Annotated in this window: 16 protein-coding genes; all 16 read left to right on the top strand. The window is 45.4% G+C overall.

Annotation, left to right across the window (positions count from 1 at the left end):
• The first annotated feature begins 8 nt into the window (after positions 1-8).
• Positions 9-1202, top strand: coding sequence for a transcription termination factor NusA (nusA, locus tag CHL1_RS08815; protein ID WP_250936135.1), 1194 nt, complete (start codon positions 9-11; stop codon positions 1200-1202).
• 66 nt (positions 1203-1268) lie between these two features.
• A complete protein-coding gene (gene rnpM / locus CHL1_RS08810; RefSeq protein WP_070372203.1) occupies positions 1269-1541 on the top strand; it encodes an RNase P modulator RnpM in 273 nt (90 codons plus the stop codon).
• A 25-nt stretch (positions 1542-1566) separates the two neighbouring features.
• Entirely contained in the window at positions 1567-3774 is a 2208-nt protein-coding gene (gene infB / locus CHL1_RS08805; RefSeq protein WP_250936133.1) for a translation initiation factor IF-2, read from the top strand.
• Between the two features lie 38 nt (positions 3775-3812).
• A complete protein-coding gene (rbfA, locus tag CHL1_RS08800; protein WP_070372201.1) occupies positions 3813-4199 on the top strand; it encodes a 30S ribosome-binding factor RbfA in 387 nt (128 codons plus the stop codon).
• A complete protein-coding gene (locus CHL1_RS08795; protein WP_250936131.1) occupies positions 4183-5142 on the top strand; it encodes a DHH family phosphoesterase in 960 nt (319 codons plus the stop codon). Before rbfA ends, CHL1_RS08795 begins: the two co-directional genes overlap by 17 nt.
• Positions 5117-6049, top strand: coding sequence for a tRNA pseudouridine(55) synthase TruB (gene truB, locus CHL1_RS08790; RefSeq protein ID WP_242871627.1), 933 nt, complete (start codon positions 5117-5119; stop codon positions 6047-6049). The genes CHL1_RS08795 and truB overlap by 26 nt, the downstream gene beginning before the upstream one ends.
• A gap of 8 nt (positions 6050-6057) precedes the next feature.
• Positions 6058-6966, top strand: coding sequence for a bifunctional riboflavin kinase/FAD synthetase (locus tag CHL1_RS08785; RefSeq protein WP_148637083.1), 909 nt, complete (start codon positions 6058-6060; stop codon positions 6964-6966).
• Positions 6967-7089: 123 nt separating this feature from the next.
• Positions 7090-7353: a 30S ribosomal protein S15 gene (gene rpsO / locus CHL1_RS08780; RefSeq protein WP_425341595.1), complete on the top strand. Its 264-nt coding sequence runs from the start codon at positions 7090-7092 to the stop codon at positions 7351-7353.
• Between the two features lie 136 nt (positions 7354-7489).
• On the top strand, positions 7490-9568 hold the full coding sequence (locus CHL1_RS08775; protein ID WP_250936129.1) for a polyribonucleotide nucleotidyltransferase: 2079 nt from the start codon (positions 7490-7492) through the stop codon (positions 9566-9568).
• Position 9569: 1 nt separating this feature from the next.
• Positions 9570-10022: a dUTP diphosphatase gene (gene dut, locus CHL1_RS08770; protein WP_250936120.1), complete on the top strand. Its 453-nt coding sequence runs from the start codon at positions 9570-9572 to the stop codon at positions 10020-10022.
• 142 nt (positions 10023-10164) lie between these two features.
• Positions 10165-12636 (top strand): FtsK/SpoIIIE family DNA translocase, encoded by a 2472-nt coding sequence (locus CHL1_RS08765; protein ID WP_250936118.1) that lies wholly within the window; start codon positions 10165-10167, stop codon positions 12634-12636.
• Between the two features lie 6 nt (positions 12637-12642).
• Positions 12643-14007: a 30S ribosomal protein S12 methylthiotransferase RimO gene (gene rimO, locus CHL1_RS08760; protein WP_250936116.1), complete on the top strand. Its 1365-nt coding sequence runs from the start codon at positions 12643-12645 to the stop codon at positions 14005-14007.
• Positions 13991-14530 (top strand): CDP-diacylglycerol--glycerol-3-phosphate 3-phosphatidyltransferase, encoded by a 540-nt coding sequence (gene pgsA, locus CHL1_RS08755; RefSeq protein WP_250936114.1) that lies wholly within the window; start codon positions 13991-13993, stop codon positions 14528-14530. The genes rimO and pgsA overlap by 17 nt, the downstream gene beginning before the upstream one ends.
• 50 nt (positions 14531-14580) lie before the next feature.
• On the top strand, positions 14581-15819 hold the full coding sequence (locus tag CHL1_RS08750) for a competence/damage-inducible protein A (RefSeq protein ID WP_250936112.1): 1239 nt from the start codon (positions 14581-14583) through the stop codon (positions 15817-15819).
• Positions 15820-15890: 71 nt separating this feature from the next.
• Complete coding sequence (recA, locus tag CHL1_RS08745; protein WP_070372192.1) at positions 15891-16973, top strand: recombinase RecA; 1083 nt, start codon at positions 15891-15893, stop codon at positions 16971-16973.
• Positions 16974-17142: 169 nt separating this feature from the next.
• On the top strand, positions 17143-18687 hold the full coding sequence (gene rny / locus CHL1_RS08740; protein WP_139142350.1) for a ribonuclease Y: 1545 nt from the start codon (positions 17143-17145) through the stop codon (positions 18685-18687).
• Positions 18688-18695 lie beyond the last annotated feature (8 nt).

Below are 18695 nucleotides of genomic sequence, written 5' to 3'. Positions count from 1 at the left end.
AAACCAATATGAATCAGGAGTTTATACGCGCTCTGGATGTAATTCAAGAAGAAAAATCAATTGATAAAGAAGAATTAATTCAAGCAATTGAGGCTGCAATTACCACCGCATATAAAAAGAATTATGGCAATGCACACAATGTTGAGATCAGCATTGACCGTGAAAATGGCGATATTCAAGTCTTTGCATTAAAAGAAATTGTCGAGGTTCCGGAAAATGATCACAGTCAGATTTCGCTTGAAAAAGCCCGGGAAGTTGACAGTAATTACGAAGTCGGCGATTTTTTCAGAAAAGAAGTCCGACCCCGGGATTTCGGCCGAATTGCGGCCCAGAATGCCAAGCAATTGATCATCCAGCGGATTAAAGAAGCAGAGCGCAATATCATCTACGACGATTACCTCAAACGACAGGATGAAGTTTTAACCGGGATTATTAAACGAATCGAAAAAGGTATTGTGTATGTAGAAATCGGTAAATTGGAGGCAGTGATGTTGCCATCTGAGCAAACGACTGGCGAAACATACACGCTGAACCAACGCTTAAAAGTGTACTTACTAATGGTTAAAAAAACCACCAAAGGACCCCAGGTCAATGTATCCCGAACCCATCCGGGGTTGGTCAAGCGCTTGTTCGAATCCGAAGTACCGGAAATCTTTGACGGGATTGTCGATATTGTCTCCATTTCCCGGGAAGCTGGTTCTCGCACCAAGGTGGCCGTCAAAGCCAATGACCCCAGTATTGATCCGGTTGGTGCCTGTGTCGGCCAAAAAGGGGTCCGGGTTCAAAATATTATCAATGAGTTGCAGGGTGAAAAAATAGATGTTATTAAATGGAGCGACTCGGTTGAAGAATATCTGTCCAATGCCCTGAGTCCAGCCAAAGTAGTTGAAATCATCGCCAATAAAGATGAAAAATCAGCGGTGGCGATTGTTGATGACTATCAATTATCCCTGGCCATTGGTAAGGAAGGTCAAAATGTCCGTCTGGTCGCAAAACTGACTGGCTGGAAAATTGACATCAAAAGCAAAATTGACTATGTCAACCAACATAACGAAGCAAAAAACCAGAATAGCGGTTTAACCGAGGATATTTTACTGGAGCTAAAAGAAGAGCTTGAATCCGCTGAGGCTCTGGAGTTGATGAATTCGTCAGTATCTGAAGAAGACGTCCTCTTCGACGATATTTCAGATCTTGAAAATTAAAGGTTTAATCACTAATATAGCTTTTTATGCTATAATACTTAGATAAAAAAATGTCAGGGAGGTAAAATGAAAAAAATTCCACAGAGAACCTGTGTTATATGCCATTCCAAATTTGATAAACGTGACTTATTTAGGATTGTCTCAGATAAATCTGGCGAAATTTTTTTTGATCCCACCGGAAAAGCAAATGGACGTGGTGCTTATGTCTGCCAGTCCGATGCCTGTGTTGATCAATTCCTGAATAAAAATTATTTGGAACGGGCATTTAAAAGAAAAGTAGAAAGTGATGTTGTCGAAATCGTTCGACAGCAACTGTCAGAGAAAAAACAAATGAAATAAATAAAATATTGAAGGGAGGAATACTATGTCAAAATTAAGAGTATACGATTTAGCTAAAAAATATGATATTCCCAGCAAAGATTTCGTAAGCATTTTAAATATGTACAATATTCCTGTAAAAAACCATATGAGCGCCCTGACTGATCAACAAATTTCCGAATTTGAAGAAAAATTCGATAAAAATAAGTATCAAGCAGAGCAGGAAACTGAGCCGAAAAAGGCCCCTGTTAAGGAACCGACCAAAGCCAGTGCCAATCCTGCTGCCCCTAAGGGGACGAGTGAGACTAAAAAACCGACCAGACCACCACAAAAAAGCCAACCCAAAACAGGTGGTAATGGGCCGAAAAAAGCCGATGATAAAAAACGACCGGTTTCCAATAATCAAGGTCAACAGCCCAAGATGCGGGATCACAGCAAAAAAGAAAAAACGGCTCGAAGTGTTTACAAGCGCATCAAGGATGAGAAGAAGAAGTCAGTACAATTAAACCAGACCTTTGAAATACCGGAGGTCTTAACCGTTGGTGAATTGGCTGATGTCCTTGAAATAAGCGCCACCGAGGTTATAAAAACCCTGATGCTGGCTGGAACCATGGTGAGCATCAATCAGGAAATCGATTTTGAAACAGCTGCAATTGTTGCGGCAGAGCTGGGCTTTGAAGTGGAAGCCATCAAAATTGAAGACGTCGTTTCCAAAATTCTGGAAGAATATGACGAAGAAGAAAGCGAAAACGAAATCCCCCGACCACCGGTTGTCACCGTTATGGGACATGTCGATCATGGTAAAACATCACTGCTTGACAAAATCCGTAAAGCGAATGTTATTGCTGGCGAAGCGGGTGGAATCACCCAGCATATTGGGGCCTATACCGTAAATATCAATAACCATGCCATTACTGTCATCGATACCCCAGGTCATGAAGCGTTTACAGCCATGCGTTCCCGAGGTGCACAGATTACCGATATCGCAGTTCTGGTGGTTGCTGCGGATGATGGGGTCATGCCTCAAACCGTAGAAGCGATTAATCATGCCAAGGCTGCTGGTGTTCCGATTTTGGTGGCGATCAATAAAATTGATAAACCTGGCGCTGACCCGGAACGGGTTAAACAGGAGCTGACCAAATATAATCTGGTAGTTGAAGAATGGGGCGGGGAAACCATTGCTGTTAACGTCTCAGCTAAAACCGGTGAAGGGATTGAATCCCTGCTGGAAATGATCATTATGATGTCCGAAATGGAAGAACTGACCGCTGATCCTGGTCGGGAAGCCCGGGGCAGTGTGATCGAGTCCCAGATCAAACGGGGTAAAGGAGCGGTTGCCACCTTATTGGTTCAGCAGGGTACCTTGCATATAGGGGATTCAATTATTTCGGGAACCACCTATGGTAAAATCCGAACGATGATTGATGATAAAGGCAAACGTCTTAAAAAGGCTGGCCCATCGACACCGGTGGAAATTTCTGGGTTGTCCGATATTCCGGTAGCCGGAGACGATTTTATTGTTCTGGAAAATGAAAAAGAAGCCCGTCAATTAGCTGAAAAACGAAAAGAGATGCAAAAAGGTGAACGTCAGCGTCGTTCCAACATTTCTCTTGACGATCTGTTCAGTCAGATTCAGGACGGCAATATTCAGGATGTCAATATTATTATTAAAGCGGATGTTCAGGGTTCCATCGAAGCGATCAAACAATCCCTGGAAAAACTGGATAACGAAGCCGTCCGCATCAATATTATTCACGGAGCTGTCGGTGCCATCAATGAAACAGATGTGATGTTAGCCGCAACCTCCAACGCCATTGTTATTGGGTTTAATGTTCGACCGGATAAAAATGCCGTCAAGTTGGCTGAAACCGAAGAAGTGGATATGCGACTCTACCGGGTTATTTATGATGCCGTTGAAGACATCAAAAAAGCCATGGAAGGGATGCTGGCCCCAGAATTCCGGGAAAAGGTCATGGGTAATGCCGAAGTCCGGGAAGTCTTTAAAATCCCCAGTGTTGGTACCATCGCCGGTTGTTACATTACCGAAGGTAAAATCAACCGAAATGATGACGTCCGAATTATTCGTGATGGAATCGTCATTCTGGAAGGAAAAATTGCCTCGTTACGTCGATTTAAAGATGATGTCAAAGAAGTTAACACCGGCTACGAATGTGGTATTGGCATCGAAAAATACAACGATTTAAAGGTTGGCGATAACATTGAAGCCTTTACCATGGAAAAGATTGAAAGATAAGCGCAAGCCTATCTTTCTCAGCAAGGAGGTAACACAAAATGGCATCGCATCGCAATGAAAAAATTAATGGCTTAATTCAGCGGGAATTAAGCTTAATCATCATCCATAAAATGAAAGACTCCCGAATTAAAGACAGTAATGTCAGTATCACCAAGGTTAAAGCAGCTCCCGACTTAAAAACTGCCACTGTCTATGTCAGCATCTTCGGTGATGATCGTCAGAAGAAGGTTGTCCTCGAATTATTGAATAATGCCAAGAGCTTTTTAAGATCGAGCCTGGGCCAGGTCATTACTGTTCATTCGGTACCGGCGCTCAGCTTTGAAATCGACAATTCGATTGAATATGGCATGCATATCGAGTCAATTTTACAAAGTTTGAAAGACGATAAAAAAGAAATGCAGGATCAGAATGAACACGATTCCTGATGAGATTTTAAATTGTCTTTGCACCAATCAACGGTTTTTGATTTTGCTTCATCAAAAACCGGATGGTGATGCAATTGGTTCGGCAGTGGCCTTGGGAAAAGGTTTGAAGCAGCTGAATAAAACCGTTGATTATTATATCGACCTACCCCTTGAAGACAAGCTGGAGTTCTTTGATGAAATTCAGTATTTTAACCAGGTCTTACAGGACGACTATGATGTAATTATCTATCTTGACTGTTCCAGTAGCAGTTTTGCTTTTTCACCAGCGGAAATGCCAGCCGCAAAAATTAGACTGGTGATTGATCATCATAAAAGCAATGCCCACTATGGTGATCTGAACTTTGTCGAAATTACCGGTGCAACAGCCGAAATCGTCTTTCGGGTACTCCGGGGACTTAATGTGGTGTTTGATGAGGAGATGGCTGATGCCATTTTCACCGGCATTACCACCGATACCGGCAGTTTTCAATTTTCCAATGTGACAGTCGATACCCATTTAATTGCCAGTGAATTATATGCCATCAAAACCAATTATGCCCACCTCTCCAAACGGCTTCATACCCAAAAGAACATCAATCAGATGAAAATGACCGGGGCAGCGATTCATTCCCTGGAAATTCTCGACAGTATGCCGATTGCGATGATGATTTTGGATCACGAAACTATCGTTAAATTTGGCGGCACCATCAACATTACCGATGATGTAGCCAATTTGGGCCAAAATACCATCGGCGTCGCCATTACGGCCCTGTTAAAAGAAATTGACCCCGGTGAATACCGGGTTTCCTTACGGGCCAAATATCCCTACGATATCCACGAAATTGCCTTAAAATACGGTGGTGGAGGTCATGAACGGGCCGCCGGTTTTAATTTTTCGCGGGATGTCGGGGAACTCAAACGGGACTTGATGGAGGTTTGTGCAAATCAAAATGGAGAAGCTTAACAGCCTTAATGGCTATCTCAATGTCAACAAAGAGCCGGGGATGACTTCCCACGATGTGGTATTTAAAGCCCGGAAGCTCCTTAAAACCAAAAAAATCGGACATACCGGAACCCTTGATCCTGAGGCCCAGGGCGTGCTGGTACTCTGTGTCGGTCAAGCCACCAAAATGGTCGAGTACATCACGGATCACGACAAGGTCTATGAAGCCGAGGTGATTCTGGGTTTGGCAACCGATAGCTGTGATTTATCAGGAACCATCGTTGACAAAAGCGAAAAACGGATTGATGCCAGGGCTTTTGAAGCTATTTTGTCACAATTTACTGGTGATATCTCCCAGCAACCACCGATCTACTCAGCCATTCGGGTTAATGGCAAAAAACTCTATCACTACGCCAGAAACGGCGAAACGGTGGAAATTCCCGAACGGGACGTTCACATCACAGAAATCCGTTTATTGAATTTTGATGAAGCCGCTCAAAAAGCCCGAATGATGGTCACCTGTTCAAAGGGCACCTACATCCGGTCCTTGTGCCGGGATATCGGCGCAGCCCTGGGGACCCTGGGCTGTATGGGGCAACTGATCCGCCATCAGGTTGGCCGCTTTACACTGAGCGATGCCTTAACCTTGAGCCAGATTGAAAAACGCATCAGTCAGGAGGCCCCGGAATCGCTCTTATATCCTCTGGCATACTCGATGGACGGTTATCGCCGGGTTTCTGCCACCGATCAGGGCCGCCGTTTCCTGCTCAATGGCAATAAGCTGTTTCAGTGGAATCTCCGTGAATCGCTGGATGATTTTTATCCCGGCGAAACCCTGCGGCTGTATGATGGGAATCAGCTAATTGGTATGGGCAGATATGTTATAAATGACGAAGGCAACTATATCAAACCGACAAAACTACTGTGAGGTAAAACATGACAGCACAAACGTATCACGGCGAAGAAATGGTATTAGCCCTGGGTTTTTTTGATGGCGTTCATCTGGGACACCGGGCCTTACTGCAAAAAACGAAAGAAATTGGTCGGCAAATCGGGTGCAAAACCGGGGTTATGACCTTTAAGGAACACCCTCTGGAGCTGATCTTTCCCAATTATACCCCCTGGCTGATCACCTCCAATACCCAAAAAGAAGCCATGATTCAGGATTATGGCATTGATTTCGTTTTCTTGAATCCCTTTACCGAAAAGCTGATGAAGCTAACCCCAGAGAAATTTATCACCGACTATCTGCTAAAAAAATACAATGTCAAAGTCATTGTGGTTGGTTTTAATTATAATTTTGGTTACAAGGGTGCCGGAACCACCGCCACCTTAGTTGAGCTGGGCAAAAAATACGGCTTTGCCGTAGAAATTCTACCCCCCTTTATCATCAATACCCATTCCATCAGTTCCACCTTTATCCGGGAGCTGATCAGCTGTGGTCAGGTGGATGAGGTTAAAACCTTTCTGGGCCGAAATTATGCCCTCAGTGGCGTGGTTGTTCAGGGCAAAGGACTGGGACACCAGTATGGTATTCCGACTGCCAATATCAAACTCGATAAGAAATTAATTTTGCCGAATACCGGCGTTTATTATACTCATGTTCATTATCAGGGACAATGTTTTCATGGCTTAACCAATTTGGGATTTAACCCGACGTTTGAAAAACACCCCTTTAGCATCGAAACCTATATTTATGATTTTGATGAGGACATTTATGATCACGAAATCACCATCGAATTCATTAAAAAAATCCGGGACGAAATTAAATTTGATTCCATTGATGATTTAATCAATCAAATCAGAATGGATATCGATCAGATCCGCAAGGATTTTATCAAATAATCCATTTACAAGCCTAACTGTTTATGATATACTCATTAAATTACTACCATTCACTTAGTTTTTTGACACTCCAACAAAATACTCGGTTTATGGCTAAATTAAAAAACAAGGAGATTTTACATGATCACAAAAGAATTAAAAGCACAGATTGTCGCAGACTACCAAAAAGCTGAGGGTGATACTGGTTCACCAGAGGTACAAATTGCACTATTAACAGCCCGTATCAATGATCTTAATGGACACCTTCAAATCCATAAAAAAGACCATCATTCACGACGCGGTCTACTGAAACTGGTAGGTCAACGACGACGATTATTAACTTATCTGAAAGACAAAGATATCACACGATATCGTGAACTAATCCAAAGATTAGGTTTAAGAAAATAATTTGGGGCGGAGTATTCCGCCCTTTTTTTTACCTGAAGGTTAGCACTTAATCTCCTTAACACGGTTGGTGATCCTGGTTCTGAAAAACGATAAATCTGCCATTTTTGGCGTATTATATATAGAAAGCGAGAAAAGAATGAATATTTTTGAAACTCAAATTGCTGGTCGCCCTTTCCGCGTGGAAATTGGCGAAGTGGCACAATTGGCAAAAGGTGCAGCGATGATCAGATATGGTAAAACCGAAGTTCTGGCTGTTGCTTCAGCTTCTAAAAAGCCCCGGGAAGGCATGGATTTCTTCCCACTCAGCTGTGATTACGAAGAAAAACAATACTCCGTGGGAAAATTCCCCGGTGGTTTTATTAAGCGTGAAGGCCGTCCCACCGAACGGGCAATTCTAAACTCCCGACTGATGGATCGACCCATCCGCCCCTTATTCCCGAAAGGCTTTCGCAACGACGTTCAGGTAGTTGCCACGATTATGTCAGTGGATCAGGATAATGCGCCTGAAATTGCGGCAATGATTGGCTCTTCAATTGCACTGTCAATTTCGGACATCCCTTTCAATGGCCCCACCGGTGCGGTTGCTGTTGGTTATATCGATGGAAAGTACATTATCAATCCCAATGAAGCTGAGCGTGAAATCAGTGAACTGAGCCTGATTGTCTCCGGCACAAAAGACGCCATCATGATGGTGGAAGCCGGTGCCAACGAGGTTTCCGAAGAACTGATGCTGGAAGCAATTTTGCTGGCTCACGAAGAAATTAAAAAAATCGTCGCCTTTCAGGAAGAAATCGTCGCTACTGTGGGCAAAGAAAAACAGGAATATACGCTGTTTACCCCAGCCGAAGAAATCAAAGCCGAAGTGGTTGCTTTCTTAGGGGATCAGTTGACAACTGCCGTTAAAACAGCCGATAAGCTGGAACGACTGGATAATATTGAGGCCACTAAAAATCTGGTCAGAGCACATTTTGCAGAAACCTATCCCAACCAGGGCAATGATATCGACGAGATTCTGAATTCGCTGGTCAAAAAAGAAATTCGTCGGATGATTCTTGAAGATCGGATTCGTCCAGACAACCGAAAAATGGATGAGATCCGTCCGATCACCGCCAAAATTGACTTTCTTGAAAGACCCCATGGTTCCGGATTATTTACCCGGGGTGAAACCCAAGTCTTGTCTGTAGTCACCCTGGGGGTTTTAGGAGATGTCCAGAAACTGGATGGTTTATCCAACGAAGATTCCAAACGCTATATTCACCACTATAATTTCCCGGCCTACAGTGTTGGCGAAGCCCGACCATCCCGGGGCCCCGGCCGCCGTGAAATCGGACATGGTGCTCTGGCCGAACGGGCACTGATTCCGGTGCTGCCATCCGAAGATGAATTCCCCTACGCAATCCGGGTGGTATCGGAAGTGTTAAGTTCCAACGGTTCCACCTCCCAGGCCAGTGTCTGCGGCAGCTCGCTGTCATTAATGGCTGCTGGAGTGCCCTTAAAAGCGCCAGTTGCCGGGATTGCCATGGGTCTGATCAAAGAAGACGATAAACTGGCGATTCTTTCGGATATTCAGGGGATGGAAGACTTCCTCGGCGATATGGACTTTAAGGTAGCGGGAACTGCTGAGGGGATCACCGCAATTCAGATGGACATTAAAATCGATGGCATCAACAAGCAGATTTTAACCGAAGCCCTGGAACAGGCCCGCATTGGCCGACTGCATATCCTTGGCATTATGAATGACGAAATTGCCGAGTCCCGCAAAGATTTATCACCCTATGCGCCTCGAATTATTATTTTCCAGATTAAACCCGACAAGATCCGTGACGTTATCGGTTCTGGCGGTAAGGTTATTAATAAGATCATCGATGATACCGGCGTTAAAATTGATATTGAAGATGATGGCCGGATCTTCATTGCTTCTGTGGATACCGAATCCGGTAATCGAGCCAAAGAAATTATCGAAAACATCGTCCGTGAAGTGGAAGTGGGTGAGGTCTTAACCGGTAAGGTCGTCCGAATTATGAATTTTGGTGCCTTTGTATCCCTACCAGGTGGCAAAGACGGTTTGGTCCATATTTCCAAACTGGCTCACGAGCGGGTCAATGCCGTTGAAGACGTGGTTAAAATTGGCGATGAGGTCACCGTTAAAGTCATGGAAATTGATGGACAGGGCCGCATTAATCTGTCCCGGAAGGCCGTTTTGCCAAAGGAATAAGATGAATAATAGATATTCAATTAAAATACTGAATCAGTCACCATTTCCACTGCCGGAATATCAGACCCCAGGCGCTGCCGGAGTTGATTTGCGAGCCAATCTGGATGGTAAAATGATCATCATGCCCCACAAGGTCTATCAGATTCCCACCGGCATTTTTCTGGAAATGCCGATAGGGGTGGAAGCTCAGATTCGGGCCCGCAGTGGCTTGGCCCTTAAACATGGCCTATCGCTGGTCAACGGCGTCGGCACCATTGATGCTGATTATCGGGGAGAAATTAAGATAATTCTGATAAACTTACTCGATAAGCCCTACCAGCTGGAACCCGGCGAACGGATTGCCCAGATGGTCTTCTCGGAATATGTCAAAGCCGATTTTGTGGAAGTTTTAAGCGTAGACGAATTGGTCGCCAGTAAGCGGGGCGATGGTGGCTTTGGCCATTCAGGAAAATAATGGTATTGTTAAAAAGTACGCTGAGGTCATGAACCCTTCATTGATTGCTGCACCGCTTTCCAATCATACTTCCATAACACAATCTCAAGGTGCAGGTATCCCTGCACCTTTTATCATTTCTTTTTTTAAACAGAGGAGCATAATGGCAACAACTAAGAAACCAAATCAAACTAAACCAAATAACAAATCAAATAAAGGGAAAACCAAAAAGAAACCGGCCCCGAAAACAGCCAAACGGTTTTCCATCAGTAACATGGCCATCGGAATCTTCTTAATCATTCTGGGGGTTTTCTCGATTTATGCCTACATCGACTTTAATGCCGGGATGGTGGGCAACTTTGTCAGTCAGGCCTTTTCGTATTGCTTTGGCGCCCTGACGATTTTTATATCTCTCTATCTCTGCGCCCTGGGGGTGGTATTGTGTCTGAATAAAATAACTGATTGGGCCACCACCTTTGTACTGACCTTCTTATTATTTGTTAACATGATGATCGGTTTTACAATTTATGCCCCCAATCTGATGGACTACAGTCTTCTGGAGCTGTTCAGTTTGGCCCAGTATGGCCAATACGGTGGGATTATCGGGATTCTGCTGGCAGTTCTGTTTATTAAGCTGTTTGCGGTCAAAGGCACCCTGCTGCTGATTGTTGTCAGCTCGGCCATTATCTTAATTTTTATTTTCCGCAACCGACTAAAAAAATATTTAAGCCAGATTAAGGAAAAAAGTGACAATGCCCCTCCGGTCAAAGACCGGCTGAAAGACCGGCTGGCGATGCTAAAGGAAAAACAGCAGATCAGAAAAGAGGTCAAGGCGACTAAGGAACGGACCTCCGAAACCACCCTGATTCCGATGGTGGGTGATTTTGATGAGAACGCCCCCTTGTTTGAACCTTATCAGATTAATGAAACCCATCCGCCCCTTCCGCCCACAGAAAAACCCCTGTTTGAACCGGTCACCGGGGTGATTCCGGCGACTAAAAAGAAAACCCGGCAGGATCCCTTCGGCTTTATTGAAGAAGATGCCGACGAACCGGAAACCCCGATGAAGATTCACGAGAATTTCCTCAAGCCGCCCAATTTTGATGACTTGGGGACGACTAAAAAAGCCGCCAACAAAGATTATCACAAAGAAACGAAAACGGACGATGAAACAAAGGTATTAGACTTGTCCGCAGTCAGTTTTGAAGATGAGGTTGAGGAATACACCTTTCCGACGTTGGAACTTTTAAATCCACCGGCCACTAAAAAAAAGTCCAAAAAAGATGATGTCATTAAGAAAGCCCGAATCATCGAAGAAACCCTGAAAAATTTTGGCGTCAAAGCCAAAATCGTCGAGGTCAATGTCGGTCCCAGCATAACCCGCTTTGAACTGCAGCTTGATCCGGGGGTTAAAGTTAATAAATTTGTCAATCTCTCCTCTGATCTGGCGCTGAGTCTGGCCACTTCGGATATCCGGATTGAGGCCCCGATTCCCGGCAAGGCGGCGGTCGGCATTGAGGTTCCCAATGATGTATCAGAAATCGTCGGTCTTAGGGAAATTATTGATACCCCGTCCTTTAAAAACAGCAAAAGTCCACTGACCTTTGCCCTGGGAAAAACCCTGTCCGGCGAAAATGTGATTGGCGATATCGGCAAAATGCCCCATGTTCTGATTGCCGGTTCCACCGGCTCGGGAAAAAGTGTCTGTATCAACAGTATTATAGTCAGTCTGATCTTTAAGTCGTCTCCGGAAGAATTGCGGTTTATTATGATCGACCCCAAAATGGTGGAACTCAATCAGTATAATGCCATTCCGCATCTGCTGATTCCAGTGGTGACCGATCCCAAAAAAGCCGCCTATGCCCTCAACTGGGGCTTGAAAGAAATGACCGACCGCTATATGCTCTTTAAAGATGCCGGGGTTCGGGATATTGAGGGCTACAACGAACAGATGCTGGCGACTGGCCTGAAAAAACTGCCCCGGATTGTGATTGTCATTGATGAACTGGCCGATCTGATGATCACCTCACCCAAAGAATGTGAAAATGCCATCTGCCGGATCGCCCAATTAGCCCGGGCTTGTGGGATCCACCTGATCATTGCCACCCAAAGGCCGTCAGTGGATGTAATCACCGGTTTGATCAAGGCCAATATTCCCTCGCGAATTGCCTTTGCTGTGGCCTCTAATACTGATTCACGGACGATTCTCGATACCGGCGGGGCCGAAAAACTACTTGGTAAGGGGGATATGCTCTATTACCCGGTGGGGCAGTCCAAGCCGACCCGGGTTCAGTGTACCTATGTCTCGGATGCCGAGATTAATGCCGTGATTGATGCTGTCAAACCCCAGAAGGGCCATCAGTATGATGCCGCCATTGAAGAAGCCATTTCCCAGGAACCGGAGGAAAAAACGCAGAACCGGGAAGGTGATGTACTGCTGGAAGATGCCTTGAATATTGCCTTTGAATACAACCAGCTGTCAACCTCGATGCTGCAGCGAAAACTGCAGGTAGGTTACGCCCGGGCTGGCCGGATTATTGATGACCTTGAAGAACGGGGAATTATCTCCGGGCCCAACGGCAGCAAACCCCGGCAGATTCTGATTACTGAAGATGAATATAATAGGAGAGATTAGCATAAAATGAAGACCATCCACATGACCACCCTGGGCTGTGATAAAAACACCATCGATTCAGAAATGATGCTGGGTTTGATTGCCGAGAAAAACTACGAAATAATTGATGAGCCCCAGGAAGCTGCGATTATTATTGTCAATACCTGCTGTTTTATCCAATCGGCCAAGGAACAATCAATTGAATATATTCTTGACTATGTTGGCTATAAAAATTCCGGCTCCTGCCAGCTGCTGATTGTCGCCGGTTGCATGGCCGAGCGCTATCATACTGAACTGGCCGAGGAAATCCCGGAAATTGACGGCTTTTTAGGGGTGGGCCATTTTGACAATATTGTTGATTTGATCACGTCGCTGGAAAGACCGGTGGCTGATCCGGCCAGCCCGCCCACAAGCCCTGTGATGCCCCAGTATTTTGGCGATATTGACAAAGCCATCAGCCAAACCAGGCGTTATCTAAAACCGGGAACAGTGTCCACCTTTATCCGCATCAGCGAAGGCTGCGACCACGGCTGTACCTATTGTGTCATCCCCAAGATCCGTGGAAAATACCGCAGTCGCCCCAGCCAGGAAATTTTTTCTGAACTTCAGTACCTGAGGGACCAGGGGATCGAGGAGATCATCCTGATTGGTCAGGACATTGCCCCATATGGCCAGGATCTGGATGAAGGTCTGGACTTGCCAGCTCTGCTTGAAGTAATTGCCAGCAATTTTGATTTTACCTGGATTCGGATGATGTATCTTTACCCCGAGGGCATTACCGACAAGCTTCTGGCAGTGGTTAAACGCTACCCGGCGATTTGTCAATACTTTGATATTCCCCTACAGCATCTCAATGATGAGGTGTTAAAACGGATGGGTCGGAAGATGAGCTTTGCGCAGATTAGCCAACTGGTAAAAAAGATACGCCAAACCCTGCCTGAGGCGGTGCTACGAACCTCGATTATCACGGGTTTTCCCGGAGAAACGGTTGCGGCCCACACGGATCTGATAAATAAAATAAAAGTGTTGCCTTTTGATCATTTAGGGGTATTTAAGTATTCACAGGAAGAAAATACTCCGGCCGCTGAATTTATGGATCAGTTGACCGAGGACCAGAAAGAACAGCGTTATGACGAAATCATGATCACCCAGCAGGCGCTTTCTTATCACCAGAAACAACGTTTTATCGGCAAAACCCTGATGGTACTGCTTGAAGGTGTCGAGGATGGGGCCTATTATGGCCGTTTTTATGGCGATGCCCCGGAAATTGATGGCACCGTATTTGTCGAAAGTAGTGATCCCTTAACAATCGGAGAATTTTATTCCGTTAAGATAGTTCAAGCCCTCGAATATGATTTGATAGGAGATATTGAAAATGAATTTACCAAATAAGATTACCGTTGTCAGAATGGTCTTGATCCCTTTTTTCATTGCTGCACTGCTGATTGATTTTCCTTACCACGAGCCAATTGCGGCGGCCCTGTTCATTATCGCTTCATTGACCGACAGCCTTGATGGCTATCTGGCCCGCAGCCGTAACCTGGTCACCGATTTCGGCAAGTTTATGGACCCGCTGGCTGACAAGTTACTGGTTTGTTCGGCCCTGATCTGCTTTGTCCAGCTGGGCTCGGTTCCGGCCTGGATGGTGATAATCATCATTGCCCGGGAATTTGCCATCACCGGTCTGCGGTCGCTGGCGGCTGCCGATGGGATCATCATTGCTGCCAGCAAATGGGGCAAGGCCAAAACCATTTCGCAGATGATTGCCATTATTCTAATACTCTTTAACAACTGGCCATTTTCGCTTCTCAGTATTCCGATGGCCGACATTATGATGGTTGTGGCCACCTTGCTGACCCTGTATTCAGGAATTGACTATCTGATTCTTAATAAAAAAGTGTTTCGTTCGATGTAATTTGTTACGCCAATATGTATTAATCATCAAACTTTGAGAGGAAATGACCAATGAAATGTGAATTGATTTCGGTGGGCACGGAGCTGTTAGTAGGGGATACCCTGAACACCAATGTTCAGTTTTTATCCCGGGAGTTGTCCCTGTTGGGGATCCGGGTGTGTTTTCATACCACCGTGGGGGATAATCCGCAGCGTTTGGAAGAAGCGGTGCGAATCGCCTTTGAGCGCAGCGACCTGATTATTACCACCGGCGGACTGGGGCCCACCCAGGATGATCTGACCAAGGAAGTGATTGCTGAAATTTTTGGCAAAAAGCTGGTTCAGGATCAAAAAACCAAAGACGATTTAATGGTGTACTTTGCCAACCGGGAGTTTACCATGACCCCCAACAACCTCAAGCAGACCTTTATTCCCGAAGGTGCCGAGATTTTATTTAATCCCTGCGGCACGGCCCCGGGGATTTTACTGAGAGAGCAGGGGCGGATTATTATCATGTTGCCAGGGCCACCCCGGGAAATGACCCGCATGTTTGAAGAAGCAGTGTTGCCGGTGTTACAGCAGGATCATCAACAGCTGGTGATTTCACGGTACTACAATCTCTCGGATATTGGCGAATCGGCGGCTGAAGACCGGCTGCTGGATCTGATTGATACCCAGGTCAACCCGACCATTGCCACCTATGCCAAGATGGGTGAGGTACTGGTGCGGATTACCGCCAATGGCCATGATGAAAATGAAATCAATGCGCTTTTGGATCACTACGAAGGGATTATGCTGTCCCGGTTTGAAGACCATATTTTCACTTTTTCCAAAGCATCGCTCCAGGAAACGGTAGCCGAATTATTAATGACCAACTCCATCACGCTGGCCACCGCCGAGTCCTGCAGCGGCGGCCTGATTGCCGCCCAGTTGACCGAACAGCCGGGGATTTCCAAAATTTTTGGCTTTGGTTTAGTGACCTACTCTAATGAAGCTAAAATGAAGCTCTTGAATGTTTCAAAAGCCACCCTGGATACCTATGGGGCCGTTAGTGCCGAAACCGCCAGCGAAATGTGTAAGAACCTGTCAGCCCTTTCCGGAGCCCGGCTTAATGTGTCGGTCACCGGGATTGCCGGTCCGGACGGCGGCAGTGACGAAAAACCAGTGGGACTGGTCTATATTGGCATCTGTTTTGATGACCAGACCGAAGTCTATCGCTATCATTTTAATGGCGACCGCAAAGTCGTGCAGCAGAAAACCGCCAATAAGGTCTTCCATCTGATCCGCAAAACCATAGTTGACAAAGCGTAATTGAATCGTTATAATTAAATCAGAACGAACGTTCCGAAACGAATGTTTCAATAAAGATAGGATGGTTACAAATGGCTGAAAAATCAAAAATAAATAGTGAAGAATTAACCGATAAACAAAAGGCTCTGGATGCAGCTCTACGAAACATCGAAAAGAGTTTTGGTAAAGGTTCGGTCATGCGCCTCGGTGATGAAGCTGCCAAACTGAATGTCGAAGTCATTTCGACTTCATCCATCGGCCTGGATATGGCATTGGGTGTGGGCGGCGTACCCCGGGGTCGGGTGGTGGAAATCTACGGTCCGGAATCCTCCGGGAAGACCACGATTGCCCTTCACATCATTGCTGAAGCGCAAAAAACTGGCGGTAATGCCGCCTTCGTCGATGCCGAGCATGCCCTGGATCCGACCTATGCCAAGGCTCTGGGCGTCGATATTGATAATCTGCTGGTAGCCCAACCAGATACCGGCGAACAGGCCATGGAAATTGTTGAAGCCCTGGTGCGCAGTAATGCCATTGACGTCATTGTCATCGACTCGGTGGCAGCCCTGGTGCCCCGAGCCGAAATCGATGGTGAAATGGGGGATTCCCACATGGGTCTCCAGGCCCGACTGATGTCCCAGGCACTTAGAAAGCTAACTGGGGTCATTAAAAAATCGAACACCACCACCATCTTTATCAATCAGTTGCGCGATAAAATCGGGGTGATGTTTGGTAATCCCGAAACCACCACCGGCGGGAAGGCCCTTAAATTTTATGCCTCGGTACGAATCGACGTCCGCCGGATTGAATCCCTGAAAAAAGGCACCGAAATTATTGGTAACCGGACCCGGGCGAAGATTGTCAAAAACAAAATTGCGCCGCCCTTTAAACAGGCTGAGTTTGACATTATGTATGGTAAGGGTATTTCCAAAGAAGGGGATCTTCTTGATGTTGGCGTCGATTTTGGAATCGTCGACAAATCCGGCTCCTGGTTCTCCTATAATGAGCAACGACTGGGACAGGGTCGGGATAACTCCAAGGAGTTTTTAATAGCCAACCCCGATGTTGCCGATGCCATCGAAGCCGAAATCCGGGCCAAAAATGCGGCCAGCAAAATGACGGCTGAACCCGAAGCGGTTGAAGCAGACCTGCTCGAAGATGAAGAGATTGAATAAGCAAACCATCAATAAAACCATAAAAAAAGAGCCGTTTAGCGGTTCTTTTTTTGATTTCTTAAAAATAACCCCTGGTGGGGTTCTTTGTTTCTTGACACTATTTTCAAAAGAGTATAAAATATAGATCATGATGAGTAGATTAAAAACATAGCAAATCGTTTATAAGGAGGTGAAAATTATAGACATACTAACAATAATTTTATTCATTGGTATCATCGCTGCGTTTGGAATTGGTTATTTGGTACGCAAAAATATTGCCGAAGGCAAGATAAAGAATGCTGAATTAACCGCCACAACGATTGTGAATGATGCCGTCAAAGAAGGAGAAACTTTAAAAAAGGAAATTCTATTTGATGCAAAGGAAGAATCTTTGAAATTAAAAGAATCCCTTGAAAAAGATAATCGTGAACGACGAGCCGAGCTTCAGAAACTTGAAAATCGCTTGATTCAAAAAGAAGAAAACCTTGAGAAGAAGCTGACAAATTTAGAACGCAGTGAAGAATCTCTGGCCCGAAAAAGCAAAGAACTCGAAAAGAAGCAAGAAAAAGTTGAAAGCATGTATGACGAGCAGGTCAAGGAACTTGAGCGGATTTCCGGGCTTACTTATGAAGAAGCAAAAGAAATTTTGCTGGAAGACATCAGTAAAGATACCCGTCAGGAAGCGGCGATTATGATTCGTCAGATTGAAGCTGAATCAAAAGCCACTGCTGATAAAAAAGCCAAAGAACTGATTGCCCAATCGATTCAACGTTGCGCCGCCGACCATGTGGCTGAACAAACCATTACGGTGGTCAACCTGCCAAATGACGAGATGAAGGGCCGAATCATCGGTCGGGAGGGTCGGAATATCCGCACCCTGGAAACCCTCACCGGGATTGATCTGATTATTGATGACACCCCGGAAGCCGTTATTCTTTCTGGTTTTGATCCGATTCGTCGGGAAGTGGCCAGATTGTCTCTGGAAAAACTGATTATTGATGGTCGAATCCATCCTGCCCGGATTGAGGAGATGGTCAAAAAATCGCAAAAGGAAGTCGACAACCATATCAAAGAGGTCGGCGAACAAGCTTGTTTTGATACCGGCATTCATGGCCTGCACCCGGAAATTGTCCGGCTTTTGGGACGGCTTAAATACCGTACCAGCTATGGTCAAAATGTATTAAAGCATTCCATTGAAGTATCTCATCTGGCGGGCATCATGGCCGCCGAATTGGATGGAAACATTAAGATCGCCAAGCGAGCAGGATTATTACATGATATTGGAAAAGCGATTGATCATGAGGTCGAAGGGCCCCATGTTGAAATTGGAGTCAATGTATTAAAAAAATACAAAGAAAATAAAAACGTTATTCATGCTGTCGAAGCTCATCATGGTGATGTTGAAGCCCGGACGATGGAAGCCGTTCTGGTTCAGTCAGCGGATGCCATTTCAGCAGCACGACCTGGTGCCAGACGAGAAACCCTAGTTTCTTATATCCAACGGTTACAGGAACTGGAAACCATTGCCATGTCCTTTGATGGGGTTGAGAAATCATACGCCATTCAGGCTGGACGTGAAGTCAGAATTATGGTTAAACCAAATGAAGTTAACGATGATGAAATGATTTTGCTGTCCCGAGATATTGCCAAGAAGATTGAAGCTGAAATGGAATATCCCGGTAACATTAAGGTTAATCTGATTCGTGAAACGAGAGCTAGCGACTACGCTAAATAGTCTAAAAG

This window comes from Acetobacterium wieringae (genome assembly GCF_023700225.1).
Classification (GTDB): domain Bacteria; phylum Bacillota; class Clostridia; order Eubacteriales; family Eubacteriaceae; genus Acetobacterium; species Acetobacterium wieringae.
Note: the sequence above shows the minus strand (reverse complement) of the source record. Positions and strands in the feature narration are given on the sequence as shown.